The organism is Streptomyces sp. NPDC021562, assembly GCF_040640875.1.
Taxonomy (GTDB): Bacteria; Actinomycetota; Actinomycetes; order Streptomycetales; family Streptomycetaceae; genus Streptomyces.
The window spans coordinates 1-25,762 of record NZ_JBFACN010000018.1 but is presented as its reverse complement, the minus strand read 5'-3'; the positions used below and the strand labels follow the sequence as shown (position 1 = coordinate 25,762).

Sequence of the window (25,762 nt, the reverse complement as noted above, 5' to 3'; positions counted from 1 at the left end):
CGCCCCCGGCCGGCTCACCCCTTGCCGATGAGATCCGCCGGGTAGGCGCCCGCCGCCACGGCCGCCGCGGCGAACCCGCGCGCCAGCTCGGTCAGCCGGGCCACCCCGGCGGCCCCCAGGTGCTCGTACGGCGCCCGGTCGAGCCGGTCCGTCTCCGTCTCGATCTCCGCGCGCAGGGCCACCCCCGCCGCGGTCAGCTCGCCCGCCGCGTCCAGCAGTCCGCGCTCCCGGAGCCGTTCCCGGGCCGCGTCCCAGTCGTCCCGGCTCCAGCCGCGCGTGGCGAACACCCACTTCGGCCGCATGCCCTTGCCGGTCGCGGTGTGCGTGACCACCGCCTCGAGACCGTCGAGACCGGCCGCGACCAGCGTCGCGATGTGCCCGTCGCCCCGGTGCTCACGCAGCAGCGTCGTCGCGTGCCAGTAGGCGAGGTGCGGCTCCCCGGGAACCGGCAGGTCCGCGTGGGCCGAGTACAGCGGCCGTCCCGGGCGGCAGCACGCCTCGGTGGCCCGCAGGGCCAAGTCCGCCGCCTCGGCCATCGCGTCGCAGACCAGCGCGTCCGCACCGAGCAGCCGCCGCATCGACGCGTCGACGGCACGCGCGCGTGCGGCGAGGACGGCGCCCGGGGAGGCGGCCTCCCAGACGGCCGGTACATGCCGGGCTACCAGCTCGTGCTTGTAGTTGTAGAACACGGCCGTCACCGTCCCGGCCCCGACCGGTCCCAGCGCGGCCGCGCGCACCGCGAAGTTGACGGCCCGCGGGTGGTTCACCCCGAGCGCGGCCAGCTCCTCGGCCAGCTCGGGGCTGAAGAAGTGCGTCGCGTGCAGGGAGTTGAGCAGGGTGTGGCAGCGGCGGCCGGCGAGCGGCTCCAGGACGGCGGTAGTCATGGCGAGCACGCTACTGACTGGTTGGTACGGACTCCAGGGCTCCGACGCGGCGAGCCGGGAGCCGGTTCAGCCCCGGCCCGGGACCGACCACGTGAACCGCGGCGCGCGGCGCTCCAGGAACGCGGTGACGCCCTCCGCGGTGTCGCCGCTGCCGCGGGCCTGCTCCGCCCAGTGGGCGTCGCGGTCCGTGCGGCCGTTCGCGAACTCCTTCGCGGCGGCCTGCGTCAGCTGGGAGCGCGCGACCAGGATCCTGGTGAACTCGGCCACCCGCTTGTCGAGTTCGCCCTCCGGCAGCACCTCGTCCACCAGGCCGGTGCGCAGCGCCCGCTCGGTGCCGAGCAGCTCGCCCGAGAAGAGCAGGTACTTGGTGGTGGCCGGCCCGACGAGCGACACCAGTCGGCGGGTGGCGGTGGCCGGGTAGACGATGCCGAGCCGGGCGGGCGTCACCCCGAACAGCGCGCCCTCCTCGGCGAACCGCAGGTCGCAGGCGGCGGCCAGCTGTGCGCCGCCGCCGACGCAGTGGCCCCGGACGGCGGCGAGGGTCGGCTTGGGGAACGCGGCGAGCGCCTCCTCGGCGGCGCCCGCGAGGGCCTGGGCCTCGGTGGCGGAGCCCTGGAGGGTGGTGATGTCGGCGCCGGCGCAGAAGGTGGCGCCCTCGCCGGTGAGGACCAGCGCCCGCACCGCGGGGTCGGCGGCGAGTTCCCCGAGCAGGGGCGGGAGGGCCCGCCACATCGCCGCGGTCATCGCGTTGCGTTTGGCCGCGTTGCGCATCACTACGGTGGCAACGGCTTCTTCGACCCGGTGGGTGAGGCGGGGCTCCATGGTGCCGGATGGTATCCACGCGTCGCGCGCGGTTCCCCACGCCCCCAGGGTTGCAGTACAACCCTAATAGTTCGCGAAGTCGGCTTTTGGCGGCTCAGCAAGCGGTCCCACAACTGACGTTGTCATACGCCAACGGTCAGATCCGTTCGATAGTCGCTGACTTGTGTTCAGTCATCGGGAGCGGAGCGGGTCGTTACCAACACTCGACGTGTGGTGACAATCGAGCGCGAGGGTGGCGACCGGACGATGGAGAACCACGGGCGCGGGCACGACCCGCGTCCAGAGGCGGGCGGCGAGCCGCCGCCGGATCCGCTGCCGTACGAGGGCGTCTGGCGGTTCACGGCCGCCGCCGTGGACGCCTCCGTCCCGCAGGCGCGCCGCGCCGTACGGGACCTGCTCCGGCGCCAGGGCGTCCCCGTCGCGGAGGACCTGGTGTACGGACTGTTGCTGATCGTCTCCGAACTGGTCACCAACGCGGTCAAGCACGCGGCGGTGCTGTCGCCCGTGCTGGCCGTCGAGGTCGCGGTCGGCGCCGAGTGGGTGCGGGTGTCCGTGGAGGACAGCCACCCCTACCGCCCGACCGCCCTGGAGGCCGACCACGGCCAGACCGGCGGCCGGGGGCTGCTGCTGGTCCGGGAGATCGCCCGGGAGGCGGGCGGGGTCGTGGACGTGGAGCACACGTCGAGCGGCGGCAAGGTGATCTGGGCCGCCCTGCCGCTCAAACCCGCGATGCTGCCGTGACGGCGGGCCGGGTGAGGCCCCTCACCAGCCCGCGGACGCGCCGGTCAGCTCCCTGACCGCCGGACGGGCCGCGTCCAGCACGGTCATGAACCAGGCGGAGAAGGGCTCCTCGGCGTGCCGCTCGGCCAGCTCGGCGGCCGTCACGAAGGCGGTCGCCTCGACCTCCTCGGGGTCCGGCACGAGCGGTGCCTGGACCATCCCGACGAAGAGGTGGTTGTACTCCTGCTCGACCAGGCCGGAGGCCGGGTCCGGGTGGTTGTAGCGGACCGTGCCCGCCTCGGCGAGCAGCGAGGGGGAGACGCCCAGCTCCTCGAAGGTGCGGCGGGCCGCCGCCGCGAACGGCGCCTCACCGGGGTAGGGGTGGCCGCAGCAGGTGTTGGACCACACGCCGGGGGAGTGGTACTTGCCCAGCGCCCGCTGCTGGAGCAGCAGCCTGCCGTGCTCGTCGAAGAGGAAGACGGAGAACGCCCGGTGCAGCTGCCCGGGCGGCTGGTGCGCGGCCAGCTTCTCCGCGGTGCCGATGGTCACACCCTTCTCGTCGACGAGTTCCAGCAAGATCGCGTCCGCGGTGCCTTCCGACGTGCTGTGCGTCGTGGTGGCAGGTGTGATCGGCATACCCATCCTTCGCCTCGGTCCTGGCACCCCAAGTCTGCCGTACGAAACCGACACTTCCGACACTTCCCGTGCGGGCACGCCGGAAGGGGGCCCGGTTGTTGATCGTGCCCTAAGCGTACGAACGAGAACCCTGCGGGCCCCAAGGGGTACCTGTTCGGGGACGCCTCGAACACCAGGGCGACGGCGGTGTCAGTGGCAGAGCCGGGCCTCGTGCTCCGCGTGTCCGCTCGGCTCCAGCTGGAAGGTGCAGTGCTCCACGTCGAAGTGGTGGCCGAGGCAGCCCTGCAGTTCGTGCAGCATCTTCTCGTGGCCGATGGCGTTCAGTACGTCGGAGCGGACCACCACGTGCGCCGACAGCACCGGCATGCCGGAGGTGATCGTCCAGGCGTGCAGGTCGTGGACGTCCTCCACGCCGTCCAGCGCCAGGATGTGCGACCGCACCTCCGCCATGTCGACGTCCTTCGGGGCGGACTCCAGCAGGACGTCCAGGGTCTCGCGCAGCAGCTTCAGGGTCCTCGGCACGATCATCACGCCGATGACCAGCGAGGCGATCGGGTCGGCGGCCTGCCAGCCGGTGGTCAGGATCACCGCGGCCGAGATCAGCACCGCCAGCGAGCCCAGCGCGTCGGCCGCCACCTCCAGGAAGGCGCCGCGCACGTTCAGGCTCTCCGACTGGCCGCGCACCAGCAGCGTGAGCGAGATCATGTTGGCGACCAGGCCGATCGAACCGAACACGATCATCTGGCCGCCGTGCGTGTCCGCGGGCGTCAGGAACCGCTGGACCGCCTCGTAGAGCACGTAGCTGCCCACGCAGAGCAGCAGCAGGCAGTTGGCCAGGGCGGCGAGGATCTCCGCGCGGGCGAGGCCGAAGGTGCGGTTGGTGCTCGCCGGGCGGTTGGCGAAGTGGATCGCCAGCAGGGCCATCCCGAGGCCCAGGGCGTCGGTCGCCATGTGCGCCGCGTCCGCGATCAGCGCGAGCGAGTCGGCCACCAGCCCGCCGAAGATCTCGACCACCATCACGCCGAGGGTGATGGCGAGCGCGACCCGAAGCCGGCCGCGGTACGCCGCCGCGGCCGTACCGGTGGTCGGCACGTGGCTGTGCGCGTGGCCGTGGTCGTGGCCTGCCCCCATGGGATCCGCCTCCTGTACTGGGCCCGGGATGACAGTGAACTACGGGTGGGGGGTATCCGGCAACGCGGCAGTGAACACCGTTGTCATGTGCCCTGACCTGCGCAAACGACCTCAGGTCAGGGCACCCTCACTATGTCGCCAATGCCCGGTCTGCGAGCGCGGTTTGTGGCCCGGGGCCCGGATCACGGATGATGATCTCGGCAAAGGCCGGGCCGGTGTGCGCCGTCCGGGCCGTGAACGGCCGGTGAACAAGGAATCCTCACCATCCGCTAACCTCTGCCGAATGCCGTCCGGGGGGCCGCCCAGCCACACCGTGCCCCATCACGCAGCAGGCGCCCGTGCGCCGCACCCAGGGAGTGAGTTCGGTTGTCGACCGCCATCGTCACCGGTCAGCCGGTCCCCGGATCGTCACTGGAGAACGATCTGCGGGCACTCGGCTTCGAGGTGCGCCCGGCCGCCGACGCGACCGACGCCGAGGCCGTGCTCGCGACCGTGCCCAACGACCGGAGGGTGGCGGTGGTCGACGCCCGCTTCGTCGGCCACGCGCACGCCCTGCGCCTCGGTCTCACCGATCCGCGCTTCCCGCTCGCCGCGATCCCGGGCGCCGTCACCGCCCAGCCCGCCGCCCGTCAGGCCCTCGCCCGGGCGCTGTCGCGTGAGGCCTCGGCGGGCGGCGGCACCGTACTCGCCGTCGACGGCCTCGTCACCGCCCTGGACGCCGACGTCCACCGTCCCGAGCTGGGCAGCCTGGTGGCCGCCGTACCCGCCGACCCGCAGGCCCGCAACGAGGCGCGGCAGGCCGTCGCGGCCGTCGACGACGAGGCCGTACGCCTGAAGTCGGCCGTGAAGTCCCGCGACGGCTTCTTCACCACCTTCTTCATCAGCCCCTACTCCCGCTACGTCGCCCGCTGGTGCGCGCGCCGGGGACTGACCCCCAACCAGGTCACCACCGCCTCCCTGCTCACCGCCCTGATCGCGGCGAGCTGCGCGGCCACCGGTACCCGGGCCGGGTTCGTGGCGGCGGGCGTCCTGCTCATCGCGTCCTTCGTACTGGACTGCACCGACGGCCAGCTCGCCCGCTACTCCCTGCAGTACTCCACGCTCGGCGCCTGGCTGGACGCCACCTTCGACCGGGCCAAGGAGTACGCCTACTACGCCGGCCTCGCGCTGGGCGCGGCCCGCGGCGGCGACGACGTGTGGGCGCTGGCCCTCGGCGCGATGATCCTGCAGACCTGCCGGCACGTGGTCGACTTCTCCTTCAACGAGGCCAACCACGACGCCACCGCCAACACCAGCCCCACCGCCGCCCTCTCCGACCGGCTCGACAGCGTCGGCTGGACGGTCTGGGTGCGCCGGATGATAGTCCTGCCCATCGGCGAACGGTGGGCACTCATAGCCGTCCTGACGGCGGCCACGACCCCGCGGATCACCTTCTGCGTGCTGCTGGCCGGCTGCGCCCTCGCGGCGACGTACACCACGGCCGGGCGGGTGCTGCGGTCGCTGACCCGCAAGGCCAGCCGGACCGACCGGGCGGCGCGGGCGCTGGCGGACCTGGCGGACAACGGCCCGCTCGCCCGGCTCGCGGGTCGCCGCCGCCCCTTCGGACCCCCGCTCCTGGTGGCGCTGGGCGGCGCCGCCGTCCTCGCCGTCTCCCTCTTCTCCGGCGTCACCTGGGCCCCGGTCGCGGGCGCCCTCGTCTACGCCCTCACCTCCGGCCAGGCCCTCGCCCGCCCCCTGAAGGGCGCCCTCGACTGGCTGGTCCCGCCCCTCTTCCGCGCCGCCGAATACGGCACCGTCCTCGTCCTCGCGAGCAAAGCCGGGGTGAACGGAGCCCTTCCGGCGGCTTTCGGCCTGGTGGCCGCGGTCGCCTACCATCACTACGACACGGTGTACCGCATCCGCGGCGACGCCGGGGCGCCGCCGGCCTGGCTGGTACGGGCCGTCGGGGGGCAGGAAGGGCGGACGCTGGCGGTCACCGTGCTCGCCGCCGTGCTCACCGCCGCGCAGTTCGAGGTCGCGCTCACGGTCCTCGCCGTGGCCGTGGCCGTGCTGGTGCTCGTCGAGAGCATCCGCTTCTGGGTGTCCTCCGGGGCGCCCGCCGTACACGACGAAGGAGAACCCGCATGATCGGCCTCGTGCTGGCGGCCGGCGCCGGACGGCGTCTGCGCCCCTACACCGACAGCCTGCCCAAGGCGCTGGTGCCGGTGGGGCCCGCGGGCATAGAGGACTCGATCACGGTGCTCGACCTGACCCTCGGCAACTTCGCCGAGATCGGCCTGACCGAGGTCGCGGTCATCGTCGGCTACCGCAAGGAAGCCGTCTACGAGCGCAAGGCGGCCCTGGAGGCCAAGTACGGCCTCAGGCTCACCCTCATCGACAACGACAAGGCCGAGGAGTGGAACAACGCCTACTCCCTGTGGTGCGGCCGTGACGCCCTCAAGGACGGCGTGATCCTCGCCAACGGCGACACCGTGCACCCGGTCTCGGTCGAGAAGACGCTGCTCGCCGCGCGCGGCGACGGCAAGCGGATCATCCTTGCCCTCGACACCGTGAAGTCCCTCGCGGACGAGGAGATGAAGGTCGTCGTCGACGCCGAGCGGGGCATGACGAAGATCACCAAGCTGATGGACCCGGCCGAGGCGACCGGCGAGTACATCGGCGTCACCCTCATCGAGGGCGACGCCGCGCCCGAGCTCGCCGACGCGCTGAGGACGGTCTGGGAGGCCGACCCCCAGCAGTTCTACGAGCACGGCTACCAGGAGCTGGTCAACCGCGGCTTCCGGATCGACGTCGCGCCGATCGGCGACGTCCGGTGGGTCGAGATCGACAACCACGACGATCTCGCCAGGGGACGGGAGATCGCGTGCCAGTACTGACCCGGCTGATCCCCTCGCCGGTCGTCGTGGACATCCGCCCGGGTGCCCTCGACGACCTCGGCGGCGTGCTCGCCGACGAACGCATCTCGCACTCCGGGCGGCTCGCCGTCGCCGTCAGCGGCGGTTCCGGCACGAAGCTGCGCGAGCGGATCTCGCCGAGCCTGCCCGGCGCCACCTGGTACGAGGTCGGCGGCGGCACCCTGGACGACGCGGTCCGGCTGGCCGGCGACATCAAGGCCGGCCGCTACGACGCGGTCGTCGGCCTCGGCGGCGGCAAGATCATCGACTGTGCCAAGTTCGCCGCGGCACGGGTCGGCCTGCCGCTGGTCGCCGTGCCGACGAACCTCGCGCACGACGGCCTGTGCTCGCCGGTCGCCACCCTCGACAACGACGCGGGCCGCGGCTCCTACGGCGTGCCGAACCCGATCGCGGTCGTCATCGACCTCGACGTCATCCGGGAGGCCCCGGCGCGTTTCGTGCGCTCCGGCATCGGTGACGCCGTCTCCAACATCTCGGCGATCGCGGACTGGGAGCTGTCCCACCGCGTCAACGGCGAGAAGATCGACGGACTGGCGGCCGCGATGGCCCGGCAGGCCGGCGAGGCGGTGCTGCGCCACCCCGGCGGCATCGGGGAGAACGACTTCCTCCAGGTGCTCGCCGAGGCGCTGGTGCTCAGCGGCATCGCGATGTCGGTGTCGGGCGACTCCCGCCCCTCCTCCGGCGCCTGCCACGAGATCAACCACGCCTTCGACCTGCTGTTCCCGAGGCGTGCCGCGAGCCACGGGGAGCAGTGCGGGCTCGGCGCGGCCTTCGCGATGTACCTGCGCGGAGCCCACGAGCAGTCCGTGTCCATGGCCGAAGTGCTGCGCCGGCACGGGCTGCCGGTGCTGCCGGAGGAGATCGGCTTCACCGTGGACGAGTTCGTCCGGGTCGTGGAGTTCGCTCCGGAGACCAGGCCCGGCCGCTACACCATCCTCGAGCACCTCGACCTCAAGACCCACCAGATCAAGGACTTCTACGTCGACTATGTCAAGGCCATCGGTAGCTGAACTCCGTCCGGTCGTGCACCCCGCCGGGGTCAAGGACCGGCGCAGCGGTGAGCACTGGATGGGACGCCTCTACATGCGTGAGGTGTCCCTGCGGGTGGACCGCTACCTGGTGAACACCAGGGTCACCCCCAACCAGCTCACGTACCTGATGACCGTCTTCGGCGTCCTCGCGTGCCCGGCCCTGCTGGTGCCGGGCGTCTGGGGCGCCGTGCTCGGCGTGGTGTGCGTCCAGATGTACCTGCTCCTCGACTGCGTCGACGGCGAGGTCGCGCGCTGGAAGCAGCAGTACTCGCTCGGCGGGGTCTACCTCGACCGGGTCGGGGCCTACCTCACCGACGCGGCCGTCCTGGTCGGACTCGGGCTGCGTGCCGCCGACCTGTTCGGCAGCGGCCGTATCGACTGGCTGTGGGCCTTCCTCGGCACGCTGGGCGCGCTCGGCGCGATCCTGATCAAGGCCGAGACCGACCTGGTCGGGGTCGCCCGGCACCAGGCCGGGCTGCCGGTGGTCAAGGAGGCCGCCGCCGAGATGCGCTCCTCCGGGATGGCGCTGGCCCGCCGGGCCGCCGCCGCGTTCAAGTTCCACCGGCTGATCCTCGGCATCGAGGCCTCGCTGCTGATCCTGCTGCTCGCCGTCGCCGACCACTTCCACGGCGACCTCTTCTGGACCCGGCTCGGCACCGCCGTGCTGGCCGGCATCGCGGTGCTGCAGACCCTGCTGCACCTGGTGTCCGTGCTCGCGTCGAGCAGGCTGCGGTGAGCGCCGGGCTGAAGGTCGGCGCGGTCGTCATCACGATGGGCAACCGCCCCGACGAACTGCGCGCCCTCCTCGACTCGATCGCCAAGCAGCACGGCGAGCGGATCGAGGTGGTCGTCGTCGGCAACGGCTCGCCCGTCCCGGACGTCCCCGAGGGTGTCCGCACCCTGGAGCTGCCCGAGAACCTCGGCATCCCCGGCGGGCGCAACGTCGGCATAGAAGCCTTCGGCCCCAGCGGCCGCGACGTCGACATATTGCTCTTCCTCGACGACGACGGCCTGCTCCCCGAGCACGACACCGCCGAGCTGTGCCGGCAGGCCTTCGCCACCGACCCGAAGCTCGGCATCATCAGCTTCCGCATCGCCGACCCCGAGACCGGTGAGACCCAGCGCCGCCACGTGCCGCGGCTGCGGGCCTCCGACCCGATGCGCTCCTCCCGGGTCACCACCTTCCTCGGCGGTGCCAACGCCGTCCGTACCCAGGTCCTCGCCGAGGTCGGCGGCCTGCCGGACGAGTTCTTCTACGCCCACGAGGAGACCGACCTGGCCTGGCGCGCCCTGGACGCCGGCTGGATGATCGACTACCGCTCCGACATGGTGCTGTTCCACCCCACGACCGCCCCCTCCCGGCACGCGGTCTACCACCGGATGGTCGCCCGCAACCGGGTCTGGCTGGCCCGCCGCAACCTGCCCGCGCCGCTGGTCCCCGTCTACCTCGGGGTGTGGCTGCTGCTGACCCTGCTGCGCCGTCCGTCCCGTCCGGCCCTGCGCGCCTGGTTCGCCGGCTTCCGGGAGGGCTGGACCACCGCCTGCGGACCGCGCCGCCCCATGCGCTGGCGGACCGTGTGGAAGCTCACGCGACTGGGCCGTCCGCCGGTGATCTGACAGGCTCGGGGGTGCGCGGCCGCGCGGCCGCCCCTCGGGACCGTATCCCCTCGCGGATACGTGTCGCGTTCCTGTAGCACAATTCCGTAAGACATGAGTAAGACGAACCAGACGACGAAGGCCTCCACCCTTGAGTGAGACAACGCATGACGGCGGGATCGCGGTGAGCGCGGCACCGGCGCCCGACGAGGGCCTCACGGCGGCGCAGCTGGCCGCCAAGTACGGGCTCGCGGTGAGCGGCGCCCGGCCCTCCCTCGTCGAGTACGTACGCCAGCTGTGGGGCCGCCGTCACTTCATCCTGGCCTTCTCCCAGGCGAAGCTCACCGCCCAGTACAGCCAGGCCAAGCTCGGCCAGCTCTGGCAGGTGGCCACCCCGCTGCTGAACGCGGCCGTGTACTACTTCATCTTCGGCGTCATCCTGCACGCCAGCCGCGGCATGTCGCAGGACGTCTACATCCCGTTCCTGGTCACCGGCGTCTTCACCTTCACCTTCACACAGAGCTCGATCATGACGGGCGTCCGGGCGATCTCCGGCAACCTCGGCCTGGTGCGCGCGCTGCACTTCCCGCGTGCCTCGCTGCCCGTCTCCTTCGCGCTCCAGCAGCTCCAGCAGCTGCTGTTCTCGATGATCGTCATGGTCGCCGTGGTGGTCGGGTTCGGCAGCCGCCCCGGCCTGTCCTGGGCGCTGGTCGTGCCGATCCTGTTCCTGCTGTTCCTGTTCAACACCGGGCTGGCCCTGATCGTGGCCCGGATGGGCGCCAAGACGCCGGACCTCGCGCAGCTGCTGCCGTTCATACTGCGCACCTGGATGTACATGTCCGGCGTGATGTTCTCGATCACCAAGATGATGGAGGGCCGGCCGGAGTGGGCGCGCACCCTGCTCCAGGTCAACCCGGCCACCGTCTACATGGACCTGATGCGCTTCGCGCTCATCGACGGCTACGGCGCCTCGAACCTGCCGCCGCACGTCTGGGCCGTCGCCCTGGCCTGGGCCGTGGTCGTCTTCGGCGGCGGATTCGTGTACTTCTGGAAGGCGGAGGAGCGGTACGGCCGTGGCTGAGCAGAGCACAGGGGAGCGGATCCCCACCGTCATAGCGGAGGACGTGCACATCGTCTACCGCGTCAACGGCGCCAAGACCGGCAAGGGCAGCGCGACCTCCGCCCTGAGCCGTATCGTCCGGCGCGGCGACGAGCGCGGTGTCCGCAAGGTGCACGCGGTCCGCGGGGTCTCCTTCGTCGCCTACCGCGGCGAGGCGATCGGCCTGATCGGGTCCAACGGCTCCGGCAAGTCCACCCTGCTGCGGGCCATCGCCGGCCTGCTGCCCGCGGAGAAGGGCAGGGTCTACACCAACGGCCAGCCCTCGCTGCTCGGCGTCAACGCGGCCCTCATGAACGACCTCACCGGCGAACGGAACGTCATCCTCGGCGGTCTCGCCATGGGCATGTCCCGTGAGGACATCCGGGCCCGCTACCAGGAGATCGTCGACTTCTCCGGCATCAACGACAAGGGTGACTTCATCACCCTGCCCATGCGCACCTACTCGTCCGGCATGGCGGCCCGGCTCCGGTTCTCCATCGCCGCCGCCAAGGACCACGACGTCCTCATGATCGACGAGGCGCTGGCCACCGGGGACGCGGCGTTCCGCAAGCGCTCCGAGGACCGGATCCGCGAGCTGCGTGAGCACGCCGGCACGGTGTTCCTGGTCAGCCACAACAACAAGTCCATCCGTGACACCTGCGACCGGGTCCTGTGGCTGGAGCGCGGCGAGCTGCGCATGGACGGCCCGACCGAAGAGGTGCTCAAGGAGTACGAGAAGTTCACCGGCAAGTAGCCCCCGCTCCACGGGCAGGCGACCGATTTCGGCCAGGGCCCCGCCGGAACCTTCCGGCGGGGCCCCGCGTCTGCAAAGGAAGCGTCAACTCCGGGGCGCCGAAGGAATCTTGAAGCCAATCGGTGTGTTGTTGTGATCTGCGGGACACCCCGACGAACCTCCATGCGTTGTACAACGTAAGCTGTACCGGTCTCGGAAAGCGGCAAGTGGGGCGATAATGCGCGACACCCTCCGCCGGGCTGCCCTGCGGGCTGCTGGGCGGCGTGTCCGAAATAGTGTGTATTGGGTCGGCAGTGTAGAACGGGAGATGTGACGGCAATGGCTACGGAAACTCCCCAGCTCAACGCAGGCCGCGCCGTCCCCGCCCCGGGCAGTGAACGGTGACGGCGACCGCCCCGGCGCACCCCGCCGACGCGGAGCGCGGCACGCTGGCCAAGGCCGCGGACGAGAACTTTCCCGTGGCGCCCTTCTTCCTGCCGAAGGCCTGGCGCGACGACCTGATGGCGGTGTACGGCTTCGCCCGCCTCGTCGACGACATCGGCGACGGCGATCTGGCCCCCGGTGGCGCCGACGCCCGGCTGCTCGGAGTGCCGGCCGCAGAGGCCGAGGACCGCCTGGTTCTCCTGGACGCCTTCGAGGCCGACCTGCGCCGCGTCTTCGACGCCACCCCGCGCCACCCGCTGCTGCGCCGCCTGCAGCCGACCGTGCGCCGCCACTCCCTCACCCCCGAGCCGTTCCTCGGCCTGATCGCCGCCAACCGCCAGGACCAGACCGTCGCACGGTACGAGACCTACGACGACCTGCTCGCCTACTGCGAGCTGTCCGCCAACCCCGTCGGCCGTCTGGTCCTCGCCGTCACCGGCACCTCGACCCCCGAGCGGGTCCGGCTCTCCGACGCGATCTGCACCGCGCTGCAGATCGTCGAACACCTCCAGGACGTGGCCGAGGACTACGGCCGCGACCGGATCTATCTGCCCGCCGAGGACATGAAGCGCTTTCACGTCCAGGAGGCGGATCTCGCCGGGAAAACCACAGGCGCATCGGTGCGTGCACTGGTTGCATACGAAGCGCAACGCGCCCGCGGTCTCCTGAATGAAGGCGCCCCCCTCGTGGGTAGCGTCCACGGCAGGTTGAAGCTGCTGCTCGCGGGGTTCGTGGCGGGGGGAAGGGCGGCGATCGGCGCGATCGCCGCCGCCGAATACGACGTACTGACCGGCCCGCCCAAGCCCGGCAAGGGCCGGTTGCTGCGTGAGGTGGGCGTGACTCTGCGAGGAGAGGGGTGATCCGGACCGTGGACTCTGCCACACACGTGTCCCCACCGGTACTCGCCGCCTACAGCTACTGCGAGACGGTCACCGGACAGCAGGCCCGGAACTTCGCCTACGGCATCAGGCTGCTGCCGGCACCGAAGCGGCGCGCCATGTCGGCGCTCTACGCCTTCTCCCGGCGGGTCGACGACATCGGCGACGGTGCGCTGGCGGACGACGTGAAGGCGGCCCGGCTGGAGGACACCCGGGCGCTGCTCGCCCGGATCCAGGAGGGCGCGGTCGCCGAGGACGACACCGACCCGGTCGCGGTCGCCCTCGCGCACGCCGCCCAGGCCTTCCCGATCCCGCTCGGCGGCCTGGACGAGCTGATCGACGGCGTGCTGATGGACGTACGCGGCGAGACCTACGAGACCTGGGACGACCTCAAGGTCTACTGCCGCTGTGTGGCCGGTGCCATCGGCAGGCTCTCGCTCGGCGTGTTCGGTACGGAACCAGGGGCGCGCGGTGCCGAGCGCGCGCCGGAGTACGCGGACACGCTCGGGCTCGCGCTCCAGCTCACCAACATCCTCCGGGACATCCGCGAGGACGCCGGCAACGGCCGTACCTACCTGCCCCAGGACGACCTCGCCAAGTTCGGCTGCTCGGCGGGGCTCGACGGTCCGATCCCGCCCGAGGGCTCGGACTTCGCGGGTCTCGTGCACTTCGAAGTACGCCGCGCCCGTGCCCTTTTCGCCGAGGGCTACCGGCTGCTGCCCATGCTCGACCGGCGCAGCGGCGCCTGCGTCGCCGCCATGGCCGGCATCTACCGCCGCCTCCTCGACCGCATCGAGCGCGAACCGGACGCGGTGCTGCGCGGCCGGGTCTCGCTGCCCGGACACGAGAAGGCCTACGTCGCCGTACGCGGGCTGTCGGGGATCGACACCCGGCGGCACACCTCCCGGCAGGCCGTCAGGAGGCGCGCCTGATGGGCAACCCGGGCCGGGGCGGCTCCACCGGAGGGAAACGGCAGGCAACCCTCCGCGTCAGGGTGGCGTCCCTGACTGCGAAGGCCCCCCGTGGCCGATTCCGGCAGCACGACGGGCAGGCGGGAAAGGGCGCACGATGAGCGACGGCACGCGATCCGAGGGGACGCACGACGACATCCCGTCCGGGCGCACCGCCGTCGTGGTCGGCGGCGGCCTGGCCGGCGTCACGGCCGCCCTCGCCCTCGCCGACGCGGGGGTCCGCGTCACCCTGCTCGAAGGCAGGCCGAGGCTCGGCGGGCTCGCCTTCTCCTTCCGGCGCGGCGACCTGACCGTGGACAACGGCCAGCACGTGTACCTGCGGTGCTGCACCGCCTACCGCTGGTTCCTCGACCGCATCGAGGGCGCGGCGCTGGCACCGCTGCAGGACCGCCTCGACGTACCCGTGCTCGACCTCGCGAAGCCCGAGGGCCGGCGCCTGGGCAGGCTGCGGCGCGACCCGCTGCCCGTACCCCTGCATCTGGGACGCAGCCTGGCCGCCTATCCGCACCTCTCGCTCGCCGAACGGGCCAGGGTCGGGCGTGCCGCGCTCGCGCTCAAGGGACTCGACCTCGCCGATCCGAGCCTGGACGCACAGGACTTCGGCAGCTGGCTGGCCGCCCACGGCCAGTCGGCGCGTGCCGTCGAGGCCCTGTGGGACCTGGTCGGGGTCGCCACCCTCAACGCGGTCGCGGGCGACACCTCGCTGGGGCTCGCCGCGATGGTGTTCAAGACCGGTCTGCTGTCCGACCCGGGCGCGGCCGACATCGGCTGGGCCCATGTGCCGCTGGGCGAACTGCACGACCGGCTGGCCCGCAAGGCGCTCGACTCCGCGGGCGTGCGTACCGAAGTCCGAACACGCGTCACCTCCGTCCTCCACAACGAGAACGGGGGCTGGAGCGTTCAGGTTCCCGGCGAGACGCTCACGGCGGACGCGGTGGTGCTCGCCGTGGCCCAGCGCGAGGCCCATGACCTGCTGCCCGCCGGCGCCCTCGACGCCCCGGAAAACCTTCTGGAGATCGGCACCGCGCCGATCCTCAACGTCCATGTGGTCTACGACCGTACGGTGCTCACCAAGCCGTTCTTCGCGGCCCTCGGCAGCCCGGTCCAGTGGGTGTTCGACCGCACCGGCGCCTCGGGGCTGCGCGAGGGCCAGTACCTCGCGCTGTCCCAGTCCGCCGCCCAGGACGAGATCGACGCCCCCGTGGCCGTGCTGCGCGAGCGCTACCTGCCCGAACTGGAGCGGCTGTTGCCCGGCGCGCGCGGCGCCGGGGTGCGGGACTTCTTCGTGACCCGGGAGCGCACCGCGACGTTCGCCCCCACCCCCGGTGTCGGGCGGCTGCGGCCCGGCGCCCGCACCAAGGCACCCGGCCTCTACCTGGCCGGAGCGTGGACCGCCACCGGGTGGCCCGCGACCATGGAGAGTGCGGTCCGCAGCGGTGTCTGTGCGGCCGATGCCGCGTTGAGCACTCTGGGCCGGCCCCGCCCCCGTCACCTCTTCGAGTTCGAGGAGGCGGCGTGACGCTCGATCAGCGGGTGGCAGGCCTCCGCACCCCCGGTACCGCGACAAGAGGAGAAACTGTGCCCACTGTGCCCCCGGCCGAGACGGCTGCCGACGCGGTGGACGTGACCGCGCTCCTGGAGCGCGGCCGGACCCTTGCAACACCGGTACTGCGGGCGGCAGTCGACCGCCTGGCACCTCCCATGGACACCGTCGCCGCCTACCACTTCGGCTGGATCGACGCCGAAGGCAACCCCGCCGAGGGGGACGGCGGCAAGGCCGTGCGCCCCGCCCTCGCCGTGCTCTCCGCCGAGGTCACCGGCGCCGCGCCGGAGATCGGCATCCCCGGCGCCGTCGCCGTCGAACTCGTCCACAACTTCTCCCTGCTGCACGACGACCTGATGGACGGCGACGAACAGCGCCGCCACCGTGACACCGTCTGGAAGGTGCACGGCCCCGCCCAGGCCATCCTGGTCGGCGACGCCCTGTTCGCCCTCGCCAACGAGATCCTCCTCGAACTCGGCACCGTCGAGGCCGGCCGCGCCACCCGCCGGATCACCACCGCCACCCGCGCCCTCATCGACGGCCAGGCGCAGGACATCTCCTACGAGCACCGCGACCGGGTCAGCGTCGAGGAGTGCCTGGAGATGGAGGGCAACAAGACCGGCGCCCTGCTCGCCGCCTCCAGCTCCATCGGCGCGGTGCTCGGCGGCGCCGACGACCGCACCGCCGACACCCTGGAGCGGTACGGCTACCACCTCGGCCTCGCCTTCCAGGCCGTCGACGACCTCCTCGGCATCTGGGGCGATCCGGAGTCCACCGGCAAGCAGACCTGGAGCGACCTGCGCCAGCGCAAGAAGTCCCTGCCGGTGGTCGCGGCCCTCGCGGCCGGCGGAGCGGCGTCCGAACGGCTCGGCGAGATCCTCGCCGCCGACGCCAAGAGCAGCGACTTCGAGAACTTCTCCGAGGAGGAGTTCGCCGCTCGCGCCGCCCTCATCGAGGAGGCCGGCGGACGCGAGTGGACCGCCGAAGAGGCGCGCCGTCAGCACACCATCGCCATCGAGGCCCTCCACGCCGTCGACATGCCCGACCGGGTACGGGCGCAGTTCACGGCGCTGGCCGACTTCGTCGTCGTACGAAAGAGATGATCATTATCGGTCGAATAGCCCTCGCGTAGTCGCCGGCCGGTGCGAGCGCGCAGCCAGCACCGGCCGACGGCGGACCCGCAGCAGAACGATTTCGCACGACTGCACGAAGGGGATGCCATGACAGCGACGACCGACGGAAGCACCGGGGCCACCCTGCCGCCCCGGGCCGACTCGGCCACCACCGAACTCACCACCCCCGTCGCGGCCGGGGTACAAGAAGCCGCCGAACGCGCCGTCCGGCGTGCCACCGACCACCTGCTCGCCCTCCAGGACGCGCAGGGCTGGTGGAAGGGCGACCTGGAGACCAACGTCACCATGGACGCCGAGGACCTGCTGCTCCGTCAGTTCCTGGGCATCCGCGACGAGGCCACGACCGCCGCCGCCGCGCTCTTCATCCGCGGCGAGCAGCGCGAGGACGGCACCTGGGCCACCTTCTACGGCGGCCCCGGCGAACTCTCCACCACCATCGAGGCGTACGTCGCCCTGCGGCTCGCCGGGGACGCGCCCGACGCGCCGCACATGGCCAAGGCGTCGGCCTGGATCCGCGAGCGCGGCGGGATCGCCGCCGCCCGGGTCTTCACCCGGATCTGGCTGGCCCTGTTCGGCTGGTGGAAGTGGGAGGACCTGCCCGAACTCCCGCCCGAACTCCTGTACTTCCCGAAGTGGTTCCCGCTCAGCATCTACAACTTCGGCCAGTGGGCCCGGCAGACCATCGTGCCGCTCACCGTCGTCTCGGCGAAACGGCCGGTGCGCCCCGCCCCCTTCCCGCTGGACGAACTGCACACCGACCCCGCGAACCCCAACCCGCCCCGCCCACTGGCCCCGCCGACCACCTGGGAGGGCCTGTTCCAGCGGCTCGACAAGGTTGTCCGCGGCTACCGCAAGGTCGCGGTGCGCCGGCTGCGCGGCTCGGCGCTGAACTCCGCCGCCCGCTGGATCGTCGAGCGGCAGGAGAACGACGGCGCCTGGGGCGGCATCCAGCCGCCCGCCGTGTACTCGTTGATCGCCCTGCACCTGCTCGGCTACGACCTGCGGCACCCCGTGATGCGCGCGGGCCTGGAGTCGCTGGATCGTTACGCCGTCTGGCGCGAGGACGGCGCCCGGATGATCGAGGCCTGCCAGTCGCCGGTGTGGGACACCTGCCTCGCCGCCATCGCGCTCGCCGACGCCGGGCTGCCCGCCGACCACCCGCAACTGGTCAAGGCCGCCGACTGGATGCTCGGCGAGCAGATCGTCCGGCCCGGCGACTGGGCCGTGAAGCGACCCCAGCTCCCGCCGGGCGGCTGGGCGTTCGAGTTCCACAACGACAACTACCCCGACATCGACGACACCGCCGAGGTCGTCCTCGCGCTGCGCCGCATCAGACACCACGACCCCGAGCGGATGGAGAAGGCCATCGGGCGCGGGGTGCGCTGGAACCTCGGCATGCAGTCCAAGAACGGGGCCTGGGGCGCCTTCGACGTCGACAACACCAGCCCGTTCCCCAACCGGCTGCCGTTCTGCGACTTCGGAGAGGTCATCGATCCGCCCTCCGCGGACGTCACCGCCCACGTCGTGGAGATGCTCGCCTTCGAGGGCATGTCCCACGACCCGCGCACCCGGCGCGGCATCGAGTGGCTGCTCGCGGAACAGGAGCCCAACGGCTCCTGGTTCGGGCGCTGGGGCGTCAACTACGTGTACGGGACCGGTTCCGTGGTACCCGCGCTCACCGCGGCCGGACTGCCCGCCTCCCACCCGGCGATCCGGCGCGCGGTGACCTGGCTGGAGAACGTCCAGAACGACGACGGCGGCTGGGGCGAGGACCTGCGCTCCTACAAGCACGTCGACGAATGGAGCGGGCGCGGCGCCTCCACCGCCTCCCAGACGGCGTGGGCGCTGATGGCCCTGCTCGCGGCCGGGGAGCGGGAGTCCAAGGCGGTGGAGCGGGGCGTGCGGTGGCTCGCCGAGACCCAGAACGAGGACGGCTCCTGGGACGAGCCGTACTTCACGGGCACCGGCTTCCCCTGGGACTTCTCCATCAACTACCACCTCTACCGGCAGGTCTTCCCGCTCACCGCGCTCGGCCGTTACGTCCACGGCGAGCCCACACCCGAGGCCGAGAGGAGCTGAATGAGCACCACGCCCGCTGCGGCCCCGCTGCTGATCGCCTGCGCGCTCGGCATCGAGCACCTCGCCCTGCGCGCCGGCGAACGCGGTGGCGCGGACGGGCCGGTCACCGTGCTGCGCACCGGCATGGGACCCAGGGCGGCGGAACGGTCCGTCACCCGCGTCCTGGCGGACCCGGCGCTCGCCGCCGCCGCCGTGCTGGCCACCGGTTTCTGCGCCGGGCTCGCCCCCGGAATGCACCCCGGCGACCTGGTCGTCGCCGAGGAGACCCGGGACCCGCGCGGAAGCGTCCCGTGCGTCGGCACCGAACTCCTCGTCAAGGAACTCGTACGGACCCTGCCCGGCCGCACCGTCCACACCGGGCCCGTCACCGGCTCCGACCACGTCGTCCGCGGTCACGAACGGTTCGACCTGCTCGCGACCGGCGCCATCGCGGTCGACATGGAATCGGCGGCCACGCTCCTGAGCGCGGTGCGCGCGGGCGAGCGACCGGTTGCGGCCGTACGGGTGGTCGTGGACGCTCCTGAACATGAACTCGTCCGGATCGGCACGGTGCGCGGTGGAATATCGGCTTTCCGCGTCCTTCGATCCGTTCTTCCAGCTTTCTTCGAATGGCACCGTTCTTTGCTGCTCCCCCGGAGGTGAGCCAGATGGCCATGCCGCTGCGCCAGTCGATCAAGGTCGCTACCTACTTGGCTGAACAGAAGCTCCGCAAGCGGGACAAGTTCCCGCTGATCGTGGAGCTGGAACCGCTTTTCGCCTGCAACCTGAAATGTGAGGGCTGCGGCAAGATCCAGCATCCGGCGGGGGTGCTCAAGCAGCGTATGCCGGTCGCCCAGGCCGTCGGCGCGGTGCTGGAGTCCGGTGCGCCGATGGTCTCCATCGCGGGCGGCGAACCGCTGATGCACCCGCAGATCGACGAGATCGTGCGGCAGTTGGTGGCGAAGCGCAAGTACGTCTTCCTGTGCACCAACGCGATGCTGCTGCGCAAGAAGATGGACAAGTTCACGCCCTCGCCGTACTTCGCCTTCGCGGTGCACATCGACGGGCTGCGCGAGCGGCACGACGAGTCCGTCGCCAAGGAGGGCGTGTTCGACGAGGCGGTGGCGGCCATCAAGGAGGCCAAGCGGCGCGGCTTCCGGGTGACCACCAACTCGACCTTCTTCAACACGGACACCCCGCAGACCATCATCGAGGTGCTCAACTTCCTCAACGACGACCTCAAGGTCGACGAGATGATGATCTCGCCCGCCTACGCCTACGAGAAGGCCCCCGATCAGGAGCACTTCCTGGGCGTCGAGCAGACCCGCGAGCTGTTCAAGAAGGCCTTCGCGGGCGGCAACCGCAAGAAGTGGCGGCTCAACCACTCCCCGCTCTTCCTGGACTTCCTGGAGGGCAAGGTCGACTTCCCGTGCACGGCCTGGGCGATCCCGAACTACTCGCTGTTCGGCTGGCAGCGCCCCTGCTACCTGATGAGCGACGGGTACGTCCCGACGTACCGGGAACTCATCGAGAAGACCGACTGGGACAAGTACGGCCGCGGCAAGGACCCGCGCTGCGCCAACTGCATGGCGCACTGCGGCTACGAGCCCACCGCCGTCCTCGCCACCATGGGATCGCTCAAGGAGTCGCTGCGCGCGATGCGCGAGACGGTCTCCGGGAACCGGGAGTAACGGTATGACCGCGGTTTCCCTGGGCCTCCCGGAGGTCCCGGCCCGGCCGGTCGCCGAGCGGCGCGTGTCCCGGCAGATCCACGTCGGGCCCGTGGCGGTCGGCGGCGGCGCCCCGGTGTCGGTGCAGTCGATGACCACGACCCGCACCTCGGACATCGGCGCCACCCTCCAGCAGATCGCCGAACTCACCGCGTCCGGCTGCCAGATCGTCCGCGTCGCCTGCCCCACGCAGGACGACGCGGACGCGCTGGCCACCATCGCGAGGAAGTCCCAGATCCCCGTGATCGCGGACATCCACTTCCAGCCGAAGTACGTCTTCGCGGCCATCGAGGCCGGCTGCGCTGCGGTCCGCGTGAACCCCGGCAACATCAAGAAGTTCGACGACCAGGTCAGGGAGATCGCGCGGGCCGCGAAGGACCACGGCACGCCGATCCGGATCGGGGTCAACGCCGGCTCGCTCGACCGGCGGCTGCTGGAGAAGTACGGCAGGGCGACTCCGGAGGCGCTGGTGGAGTCGGCCCTGTGGGAGGCGTCGCTCTTCGAGGAGCACGACTTCCGGGACATCAAGATCTCCGTCAAGCACAACGACCCGGTCGTGATGGTCGAGGCGTACCGGCAGCTCGCCGCGCAGTGCGACTACCCGCTGCACCTCGGGGTGACCGAGGCGGGCCCGGCCTTCCAGGGCACGATCAAGTCGGCGGTGGCCTTCGGGGCGCTGCTGTCCCAGGGTATCGGCGACACCATCCGGGTCTCCCTCTCCGCGCCGCCGGTCGAGGAGGTCAAGGTCGGCAACCAGATCCTGGAGTCCCTCAACCTCAGGCAGCGCGGCCTGGAGATCGTCTCCTGCCCGTCGTGCGGGCGCGCCCAGGTCGACGTCTACAAGCTGGCGGACGAGGTGACGGCGGGGCTCCAGGGCATGGAGGTACCGCTGCGCGTCGCCGTCATGGGATGCGTGGTCAACGGCCCCGGCGAGGCACGGGAGGCCGACCTGGGCGTCGCCTCCGGCAACGGCAAGGGGCAGATCTTCGTCAAGGGCGAGGTCGTCAAGACCGTGCCCGAGTCCAGGATCGTGGAGACCCTCATCGAGGAAGCGATGAAGATCGCCGAGCAGATGGAGCAGGACGGCGCCGGGTCCGGAACACCCGCCGTCACGGTGAGCTGAACAGCACGGACCGAGAGGGGGCCGAGCGTGACGATTCTGGAGACCATCCGGGGACCACGCGACCTGAAGGCGCTGTCCGAGGCACAACTCGGTGAACTGTCCGAAGAAATACGCGAGTTCCTGGTGCACGCGGTCGCCAGGACCGGCGGTCACCTCGGGCCCAACCTGGGCGTCGTGGAACTGACCGTCGCGCTGCACCGGGTCTTCGAGTCCCCGGCCGACCGCATCCTCTGGGACACCGGTCACCAGAGCTACGTCCACAAACTGCTCACCGGCCGCCAGGACTTCTCCAAGCTGCGCGGCAAGGGCGGCCTGTCCGGGTACCCCTCGCGCGAGGAGTCCGAGCACGACGTCATCGAGAACAGTCACGCCTCCACCGCGCTCGGCTGGGCCGACGGCCTCGCCAAGGCCCGCCAGGTGCAGGGGGAGAAGGGCCATGTCGTCGCGGTGATCGGCGACGGGGCGCTGACCGGCGGAATGGCCTGGGAGGCGCTCAACAACATCGCGGCCGCCAAGGACCGGCCGCTGATCATCGTCGTCAACGACAACGAGCGCTCGTACGCCCCCACCATCGGCGGTCTCGCCAACCACCTGGCCACCCTGCGCACCACCGACGGCTACGAGCAGGTGCTGGCCTGGGGCAAGGAGGTCCTGCTGCGCACACCCGTCGTGGGCGGCACCCTCTACGAGTCCCTGCACGGCGCCAAGAAGGGCTTCAAGGACGCCTTCGCGCCGCAGGGGATGTTCGAGGACCTCGGGCTCAAGTACGTCGGCCCGATCGACGGCCATGACATCAGAGCGGTGGAGTCCGCGCTGCGGCGCGCGAAACGCTTCCACGGTCCGGTGCTGGTGCACTGCCTCACCGAGAAGGGCCGCGGCTACGAGCCCGCGCTCGCCCACGAGGAGGACCACTTCCACACCGTCGGCGTCATGGACCCGCTCACCTGCGAGCCCCTCACGCCCTCCAACGGCCCGTCCTGGACGTCGGTGTTCGGCGACGAGATCGTCCGCATCGGCGAGGAACGGGACGACGTCGTCGCGATCACCGCGGCGATGCTGCACCCGGTCGGCCTCGGCAGGTTCGCCGAGCGCTTCCCCGACCGGGTCTGGGACGTCGGCATCGCCGAGCAGCACGCGGCCGTCTCCGCGGCGGGGCTGGCCACCGGCGGCCTGCACCCCGTCGTCGCCGTCTACGCCACGTTCCTCAACCGCGCCTTCGACCAGTTGCTGATGGACGTGGCGCTGCACCGCTGCGGGGTGACGTTCGTCCTGGACCGCGCCGGGGTGACCGGGGTCGACGGGGCCTCGCACAACGGCATGTGGGACATGTCGATCCTCCAGGTGGTGCCCGGCCTGCGAATCGCCGCCCCGCGCGACGCCGGGCAACTGCGCCTCCAACTGCGCGAGGCCGTCGCCGTCGACGACGCGCCGACGCTGATCCGCTTCCCGAAGGAGTCGGTGGGGCCGGAGATCCCGGCGGTCGACCGGGTCGGCGGCGTGGACGTCCTGCACCGGGGCGGGGACCCGCGGGTGCTGCTGGTCGCGGTCGGGGTGATGGCGCCGGTGTGCCTCCAGGCGGCGGAGCTGCTGGCCGCCCGGGGCGTCGACTGCACGGTCGTGGACCCCCGTTGGGTGAAGCCCGTGGATCCGGCGCTGCCGGTGCTGGCCGCCCGGCACGAGCTGGTGGCGGTCGTCGAGGACAACAGCCGGGCGGCGGGCGTGGGCGCGGCGGTCGCGCTGGCGCTCGGTGACGCCGAAGTGGACGTGCCGGTGCGGCGGTTCGGGATCCCCGAGCAGTTCCTTGCGCATGCGAAGCGGGGGGAGGTGCTGGCCGACATCGGGCTGACGCCGGTGGAGATCGCGGGGCGGATCGGGGCGAGCCTCGCGGGGCGCGCCCACGGGGATGGCGCGGGGGGCCCTTCGGCGGGTGCGGCGCCGTCACGGCCGGTCGCGCAGTTCCCCGCGCCCCTCCAGGGCGCCGCAGTCGAGGGCGCTTTCACCGAGAGTGCTGTCAAGGAGAAAGAATGAGTACGGAGTTCGACCTCGGTGCGCTGCTCGCCGAGCGTGGTGGTGAGCGGTACGAGCTGCACGCCAAATACCTCAACCACCAGCTTCCCCGCATGCTGCACACCATCGGCTTCGACAAGGTCTACGAGCGGGCCGAGGGCGCGCACTTCTGGGACGCGGACGGCAACGACTACCTGGACATGCTCGCCGGGTTCGGGGTGATGGGCCTGGGCCGTCACCACCCCGTCGTCCGCAAGGCCCTGCACGACGTCCTGGACGCCCAGCTGGCCGACCTCACCCGCTTCGACTGCCAGCCGCTGCCCGGCCTGCTCGCCGAACGGCTCCTCGCGCACAGCCCGCACCTGGACCGGGTGTTCTTCGGCAACAGCGGGACCGAGGCGGTCGAGACGGCCCTGAAGTTCGCCCGCTTCGCCACCGGCAGACCGCGCGTCCTGTACTGCGACCACGCCTTCCACGGCCTGACCACGGGCTCCCTGTCGGTCAACGGCGAGGACGGTTTCCGGGACGGCTTCGCCCCGCTGCTGCCCGACACGGCCGTCCCCCTCGGAGACCTGGACGCGCTCGCCCGGGAACTGGGGAAGGGCGACGTCGCCGCGCTGATCGTGGAGCCGATCCAGGGCAAGGGCGTGCACGAGGCCCCGCCCGGCTACCTGCGGGCCGCGCAGGAACTGCTGCACCGGCACAAGGCGCTGCTCGTCTGCGACGAGGTGCAGACCGGTCTCGGCCGCACCGGCGACTTCTACGCCTACCAGCACGAGGACGGCGTCGAGCCGGACCTGCTGTGCGTGGCGAAGGCGCTCTCCGGCGGCTACGTCCCCGTCGGCGCGACCCTCGGCAAGGACTGGATCTTCAAGAAGGTCTACTCGTCCATGGACCGCGTCCTGGTCCACTCGGCCAGCTTCGGCGCCAACGCCCAGGCCATGGCGGCCGGCCTCGCGGTGCTCTCCGTCATGGAGAACGACCAGGTCGTCGCCAACGCGCGGGCGGTGGGGGAGCAGCTCAAGTCCCGGCTCACCGCGCTGATCGGCACCTACGAGCTGCTCGCCGACGTCCGCGGGCGGGGCCTGATGATCGGCATCGAGTTCGGCCGGCCCAGCTCGCTGAAGCTGCGCAGCCGCTGGGCCATGCTCCAGGCGGCCCGCAAGGGCCTGTTCGCGCAGATGGTCGTCGTACCGCTGCTGCAACGGCACCGGATCCTCACCCAGGTCTCCGGCGACCACCTGGAGGTGATCAAGCTCATCCCGCCGCTGATCGTGGACGAGGCGGACGTCGACCGCTTCATGGACGCCTTCACGGACGTGATGGACGACGCCCACAGCGGGGGCGGCCTGATGTGGGACTTCGGCAGAACCCTCATCAAGCAGGCGGTGGCCAACCGCTAGCGCGCCCCGGCCCGTTTTGCCTCTGAGGCAAGAAATTTGCCGCAGAGGCAAAACTGCGGCTGAATGGAGAGCATGAGCTCTCCCGAGACCGGGCCCCCGGCCGGGCCGGACGAGGTCCTGCCCGCCGTCGCGCCGCAGCTCCGCGCCCTGCGCCGGCGCGCCGCCCTCACCCTGGAGGCGGCCGCGCGCACCGCGGGGCTGTCACCGGCCCATCTCTCCCGCCTGGAGACCGGGCAGCGCCAGCCCTCACTGCCGGTGCTGCTCGCACTCGCCCGCATCTACGGTACGACGGTCTCGGAGCTGCTGGGGGAGACCGCCGCCGAGCGGGACGCCATCGTGCGCGCCGGTGACATGGAACCGACCGGGGCGGGCGGCTGGACGTACTGGCAGGCCGGGTCCTCCGGCCGGGGCATGCAGGCGCTGCGGGTCCGGGTGCCGTACGGCTCGCAGGGCGACGTCGTGCGGGTGCATCCCGGCGAGGAGTGGCTGTACGTCCTGCAAGGGCGGCTGCGGCTGCGCCTCGGCGACACCACGCATGTGCTCGCCCCCGGCGACAGCGCCCACTTCGACTCGCTGACCCCGCACCGGCTCGCCGCCGAGGACCACGACGGGGTCGCGCTCCTGTTCGTCCACACCCTGTTGCAGAGTCCCACGGCCGCGCTGTGCCTGGGACCGACCCCTGGAGAACTGCCATGAGCAACTACGAGGAGAGGTTCCCACGGTCACTGTGGATCCGGCTCATCATCTACATCGCCGTGGGGCACGTGTTCGCCGCGTTCCTCTTCCTGCTCTTCACCCTCGGCGGCAAGGGCTGAGCCCCGGCGGGGCCTAGGGCGTGGTGGGGGTGTGCGGGGCGGGCCCCCCGCGGCGGGCGGCGGGCGTGAGGCAAAAACCCCCCACTACAC

The 25,762-nt window shown here is 71.6% G+C and carries 25 protein-coding genes; 21 read left to right on the top strand and 4 right to left on the bottom strand.

The features are described 5' to 3' along the window. Positions 1 to 14: 14 nt before the first annotated feature. Positions 15 to 884, bottom strand: a complete 870-nt coding sequence (locus tag AB0G52_RS26605; protein ID WP_361339283.1) for a hypothetical protein — start codon at positions 882 to 884, stop codon at positions 15 to 17. A gap of 66 nt (positions 885 to 950) precedes the next feature. Beyond that, positions 951 to 1,706, bottom strand: a complete 756-nt coding sequence (locus AB0G52_RS26600; RefSeq protein WP_361339280.1) for an enoyl-CoA hydratase/isomerase family protein — start codon at positions 1,704 to 1,706, stop codon at positions 951 to 953. Between the two features lie 246 nt (positions 1,707 to 1,952). Between AB0G52_RS26600 and AB0G52_RS26595 the strand changes: the two genes are divergently transcribed. Beyond that, positions 1,953 to 2,447: an ATP-binding protein gene (locus AB0G52_RS26595; protein WP_132887677.1), complete on the top strand. Its 495-nt coding sequence runs from the start codon at positions 1,953 to 1,955 to the stop codon at positions 2,445 to 2,447. Positions 2,448 to 2,468: 21 nt separating this feature from the next. Here the strand turns inward: AB0G52_RS26595 and idi are convergent, their stop codons facing one another. Both idi and AB0G52_RS26585 read right to left on the bottom strand, forming a co-directional pair. Further along, positions 2,469 to 3,062: an isopentenyl-diphosphate Delta-isomerase gene (gene idi / locus AB0G52_RS26590; RefSeq protein ID WP_132887266.1), complete on the bottom strand. Its 594-nt coding sequence runs from the start codon at positions 3,060 to 3,062 to the stop codon at positions 2,469 to 2,471. Between the two features lie 189 nt (positions 3,063 to 3,251). Next, positions 3,252 to 4,193: a cation diffusion facilitator family transporter gene (locus AB0G52_RS26585; RefSeq protein ID WP_132887267.1), complete on the bottom strand. Its 942-nt coding sequence runs from the start codon at positions 4,191 to 4,193 to the stop codon at positions 3,252 to 3,254. A 366-nt stretch (positions 4,194 to 4,559) separates the two neighbouring features. Between AB0G52_RS26585 and AB0G52_RS26580 the strand changes: the two genes are divergently transcribed. The 20 genes from AB0G52_RS26580 (at position 4,560) to AB0G52_RS26485 (ending at position 25,672) form a co-directional block, all read left to right on the top strand. Then, complete coding sequence (locus AB0G52_RS26580) at positions 4,560 to 6,320, top strand: DUF5941 domain-containing protein (RefSeq protein WP_361339276.1); 1,761 nt, start codon at positions 4,560 to 4,562, stop codon at positions 6,318 to 6,320. Continuing rightward, on the top strand, positions 6,317 to 7,069 hold the full coding sequence (locus AB0G52_RS26575; protein ID WP_361339273.1) for a phosphocholine cytidylyltransferase family protein: 753 nt from the start codon (positions 6,317 to 6,319) through the stop codon (positions 7,067 to 7,069). The genes AB0G52_RS26580 and AB0G52_RS26575 overlap by 4 nt, the downstream gene beginning before the upstream one ends. Next, entirely contained in the window at positions 7,057 to 8,118 is a 1,062-nt protein-coding gene (locus tag AB0G52_RS26570; RefSeq protein ID WP_132887270.1) for an iron-containing alcohol dehydrogenase family protein, read from the top strand. The genes AB0G52_RS26575 and AB0G52_RS26570 overlap by 13 nt, the downstream gene beginning before the upstream one ends. Positions 8,119 to 8,131: 13 nt before the next feature. Further along, complete coding sequence (locus AB0G52_RS26565) at positions 8,132 to 8,875, top strand: CDP-alcohol phosphatidyltransferase family protein (protein WP_132887271.1); 744 nt, start codon at positions 8,132 to 8,134, stop codon at positions 8,873 to 8,875. Then, positions 8,872 to 9,756 carry a glycosyltransferase gene (locus AB0G52_RS26560; RefSeq protein WP_132887272.1) on the top strand — a complete coding sequence of 295 codons (885 nt, stop codon included), beginning with the start codon at positions 8,872 to 8,874 and terminating at the stop codon, positions 9,754 to 9,756. Before AB0G52_RS26565 ends, AB0G52_RS26560 begins: the two co-directional genes overlap by 4 nt. Positions 9,757 to 9,886: 130 nt before the next feature. After that, a complete protein-coding gene (locus AB0G52_RS26555; protein ID WP_132887273.1) occupies positions 9,887 to 10,816 on the top strand; it encodes an ABC transporter permease in 930 nt (309 codons plus the stop codon). Next, entirely contained in the window at positions 10,809 to 11,588 is a 780-nt protein-coding gene (locus tag AB0G52_RS26550; RefSeq protein WP_361339268.1) for an ABC transporter ATP-binding protein, read from the top strand. The genes AB0G52_RS26555 and AB0G52_RS26550 overlap by 8 nt, the downstream gene beginning before the upstream one ends. 380 nt (positions 11,589 to 11,968) lie before the next feature. After that, positions 11,969 to 12,871, top strand: coding sequence for a squalene synthase HpnC (gene hpnC, locus AB0G52_RS26545; protein WP_361339266.1), 903 nt, complete (start codon positions 11,969 to 11,971; stop codon positions 12,869 to 12,871). Then, positions 12,868 to 13,821 (top strand): presqualene diphosphate synthase HpnD, encoded by a 954-nt coding sequence (hpnD, locus tag AB0G52_RS26540; protein ID WP_132887276.1) that lies wholly within the window; start codon positions 12,868 to 12,870, stop codon positions 13,819 to 13,821. The genes hpnC and hpnD overlap by 4 nt, the downstream gene beginning before the upstream one ends. Beyond that, positions 13,821 to 13,961 carry a DUF6380 family protein gene (locus AB0G52_RS26535; protein ID WP_361339545.1) on the top strand — a complete coding sequence of 47 codons (141 nt, stop codon included), beginning with the start codon at positions 13,821 to 13,823 and terminating at the stop codon, positions 13,959 to 13,961. Before hpnD ends, AB0G52_RS26535 begins: the two co-directional genes overlap by 1 nt. Next, positions 13,919 to 15,379 (top strand): hydroxysqualene dehydroxylase HpnE, encoded by a 1,461-nt coding sequence (gene hpnE, locus AB0G52_RS26530; RefSeq protein WP_361339542.1) that lies wholly within the window; start codon positions 13,919 to 13,921, stop codon positions 15,377 to 15,379. Before AB0G52_RS26535 ends, hpnE begins: the two co-directional genes overlap by 43 nt. A gap of 59 nt (positions 15,380 to 15,438) precedes the next feature. Beyond that, positions 15,439 to 16,506: a polyprenyl synthetase family protein gene (locus AB0G52_RS26525; RefSeq protein WP_165939268.1), complete on the top strand. Its 1,068-nt coding sequence runs from the start codon at positions 15,439 to 15,441 to the stop codon at positions 16,504 to 16,506. Positions 16,507 to 16,623: 117 nt separating this feature from the next. Then, on the top strand, positions 16,624 to 18,615 hold the full coding sequence (gene shc / locus AB0G52_RS26520; protein WP_361339262.1) for a squalene--hopene cyclase: 1,992 nt from the start codon (positions 16,624 to 16,626) through the stop codon (positions 18,613 to 18,615). Beyond that, positions 18,616 to 19,257, top strand: coding sequence for a 1-hydroxy-2-methyl-2-butenyl 4-diphosphate reductase (locus tag AB0G52_RS26515; RefSeq protein WP_132887280.1), 642 nt, complete (start codon positions 18,616 to 18,618; stop codon positions 19,255 to 19,257). A gap of 5 nt (positions 19,258 to 19,262) precedes the next feature. Continuing rightward, entirely contained in the window at positions 19,263 to 20,285 is a 1,023-nt protein-coding gene (gene hpnH, locus AB0G52_RS26510) for an adenosyl-hopene transferase HpnH (protein WP_132887281.1), read from the top strand. Positions 20,286 to 20,289: 4 nt separating this feature from the next. Beyond that, the gene (gene ispG, locus AB0G52_RS26505; protein ID WP_361339257.1) at positions 20,290 to 21,447 is read left to right on the top strand and encodes a flavodoxin-dependent (E)-4-hydroxy-3-methylbut-2-enyl-diphosphate synthase; all 1,158 of its coding nucleotides are present in this window, start codon (positions 20,290 to 20,292) and stop codon (positions 21,445 to 21,447) included. Positions 21,448 to 21,474: 27 nt separating this feature from the next. Further along, a complete protein-coding gene (dxs, locus tag AB0G52_RS26500; protein ID WP_165939269.1) occupies positions 21,475 to 23,475 on the top strand; it encodes a 1-deoxy-D-xylulose-5-phosphate synthase in 2,001 nt (666 codons plus the stop codon). Further along, positions 23,472 to 24,857 carry an aspartate aminotransferase family protein gene (locus AB0G52_RS26495; protein WP_361339253.1) on the top strand — a complete coding sequence of 462 codons (1,386 nt, stop codon included), beginning with the start codon at positions 23,472 to 23,474 and terminating at the stop codon, positions 24,855 to 24,857. Before dxs ends, AB0G52_RS26495 begins: the two co-directional genes overlap by 4 nt. A gap of 72 nt (positions 24,858 to 24,929) precedes the next feature. Further along, positions 24,930 to 25,553, top strand: coding sequence for a helix-turn-helix domain-containing protein (locus tag AB0G52_RS26490; RefSeq protein WP_132887284.1), 624 nt, complete (start codon positions 24,930 to 24,932; stop codon positions 25,551 to 25,553). After that, positions 25,550 to 25,672 carry a DUF6126 family protein gene (locus tag AB0G52_RS26485; RefSeq protein WP_132887285.1) on the top strand — a complete coding sequence of 41 codons (123 nt, stop codon included), beginning with the start codon at positions 25,550 to 25,552 and terminating at the stop codon, positions 25,670 to 25,672. Before AB0G52_RS26490 ends, AB0G52_RS26485 begins: the two co-directional genes overlap by 4 nt. Positions 25,673 to 25,762 lie beyond the last annotated feature (90 nt).

What these genes read in the sequence shown, in the direction of transcription:
- AB0G52_RS26595 (WP_132887677.1), top strand. Translation starts at nt 1,953, where the DNA reads ATGGAGAACCACGGGCGCGGGCACGACCCGCGTCCAGAGGCGGGCGGC.
- hpnH (WP_132887281.1), top strand. Translation starts at nt 19,263, where the DNA reads ATGGCCATGCCGCTGCGCCAGTCGATCAAGGTCGCTACCTACTTGGCT.
- idi (WP_132887266.1), bottom strand. Translation starts at nt 3,062, where the DNA reads ATGCCGATCACACCTGCCACCACGACGCACAGCACGTCGGAAGGCACC.
- shc (WP_361339262.1), top strand. Translation starts at nt 16,624, where the DNA reads ATGACAGCGACGACCGACGGAAGCACCGGGGCCACCCTGCCGCCCCGG.
- ispG (WP_361339257.1), top strand. Translation starts at nt 20,290, where the DNA reads ATGACCGCGGTTTCCCTGGGCCTCCCGGAGGTCCCGGCCCGGCCGGTC.
- AB0G52_RS26600 (WP_361339280.1), bottom strand. Translation starts at nt 1,706, where the DNA reads ATGGAGCCCCGCCTCACCCACCGGGTCGAAGAAGCCGTTGCCACCGTA.
- AB0G52_RS26575 (WP_361339273.1), top strand. Translation starts at nt 6,317, where the DNA reads ATGATCGGCCTCGTGCTGGCGGCCGGCGCCGGACGGCGTCTGCGCCCC.
- AB0G52_RS26535 (WP_361339545.1), top strand. Translation starts at nt 13,821, where the DNA reads ATGGGCAACCCGGGCCGGGGCGGCTCCACCGGAGGGAAACGGCAGGCA.
- AB0G52_RS26485 (WP_132887285.1), top strand. Translation starts at nt 25,550, where the DNA reads ATGAGCAACTACGAGGAGAGGTTCCCACGGTCACTGTGGATCCGGCTC.
- AB0G52_RS26605 (WP_361339283.1), bottom strand. Translation starts at nt 884, where the DNA reads ATGACTACCGCCGTCCTGGAGCCGCTCGCCGGCCGCCGCTGCCACACC.
- AB0G52_RS26585 (WP_132887267.1), bottom strand. Translation starts at nt 4,193, where the DNA reads ATGGGGGCAGGCCACGACCACGGCCACGCGCACAGCCACGTGCCGACC.
- AB0G52_RS26490 (WP_132887284.1), top strand. Translation starts at nt 24,930, where the DNA reads ATGAGCTCTCCCGAGACCGGGCCCCCGGCCGGGCCGGACGAGGTCCTG.
- AB0G52_RS26495 (WP_361339253.1), top strand. Translation starts at nt 23,472, where the DNA reads ATGAGTACGGAGTTCGACCTCGGTGCGCTGCTCGCCGAGCGTGGTGGT.
- AB0G52_RS26515 (WP_132887280.1), top strand. Translation starts at nt 18,616, where the DNA reads ATGAGCACCACGCCCGCTGCGGCCCCGCTGCTGATCGCCTGCGCGCTC.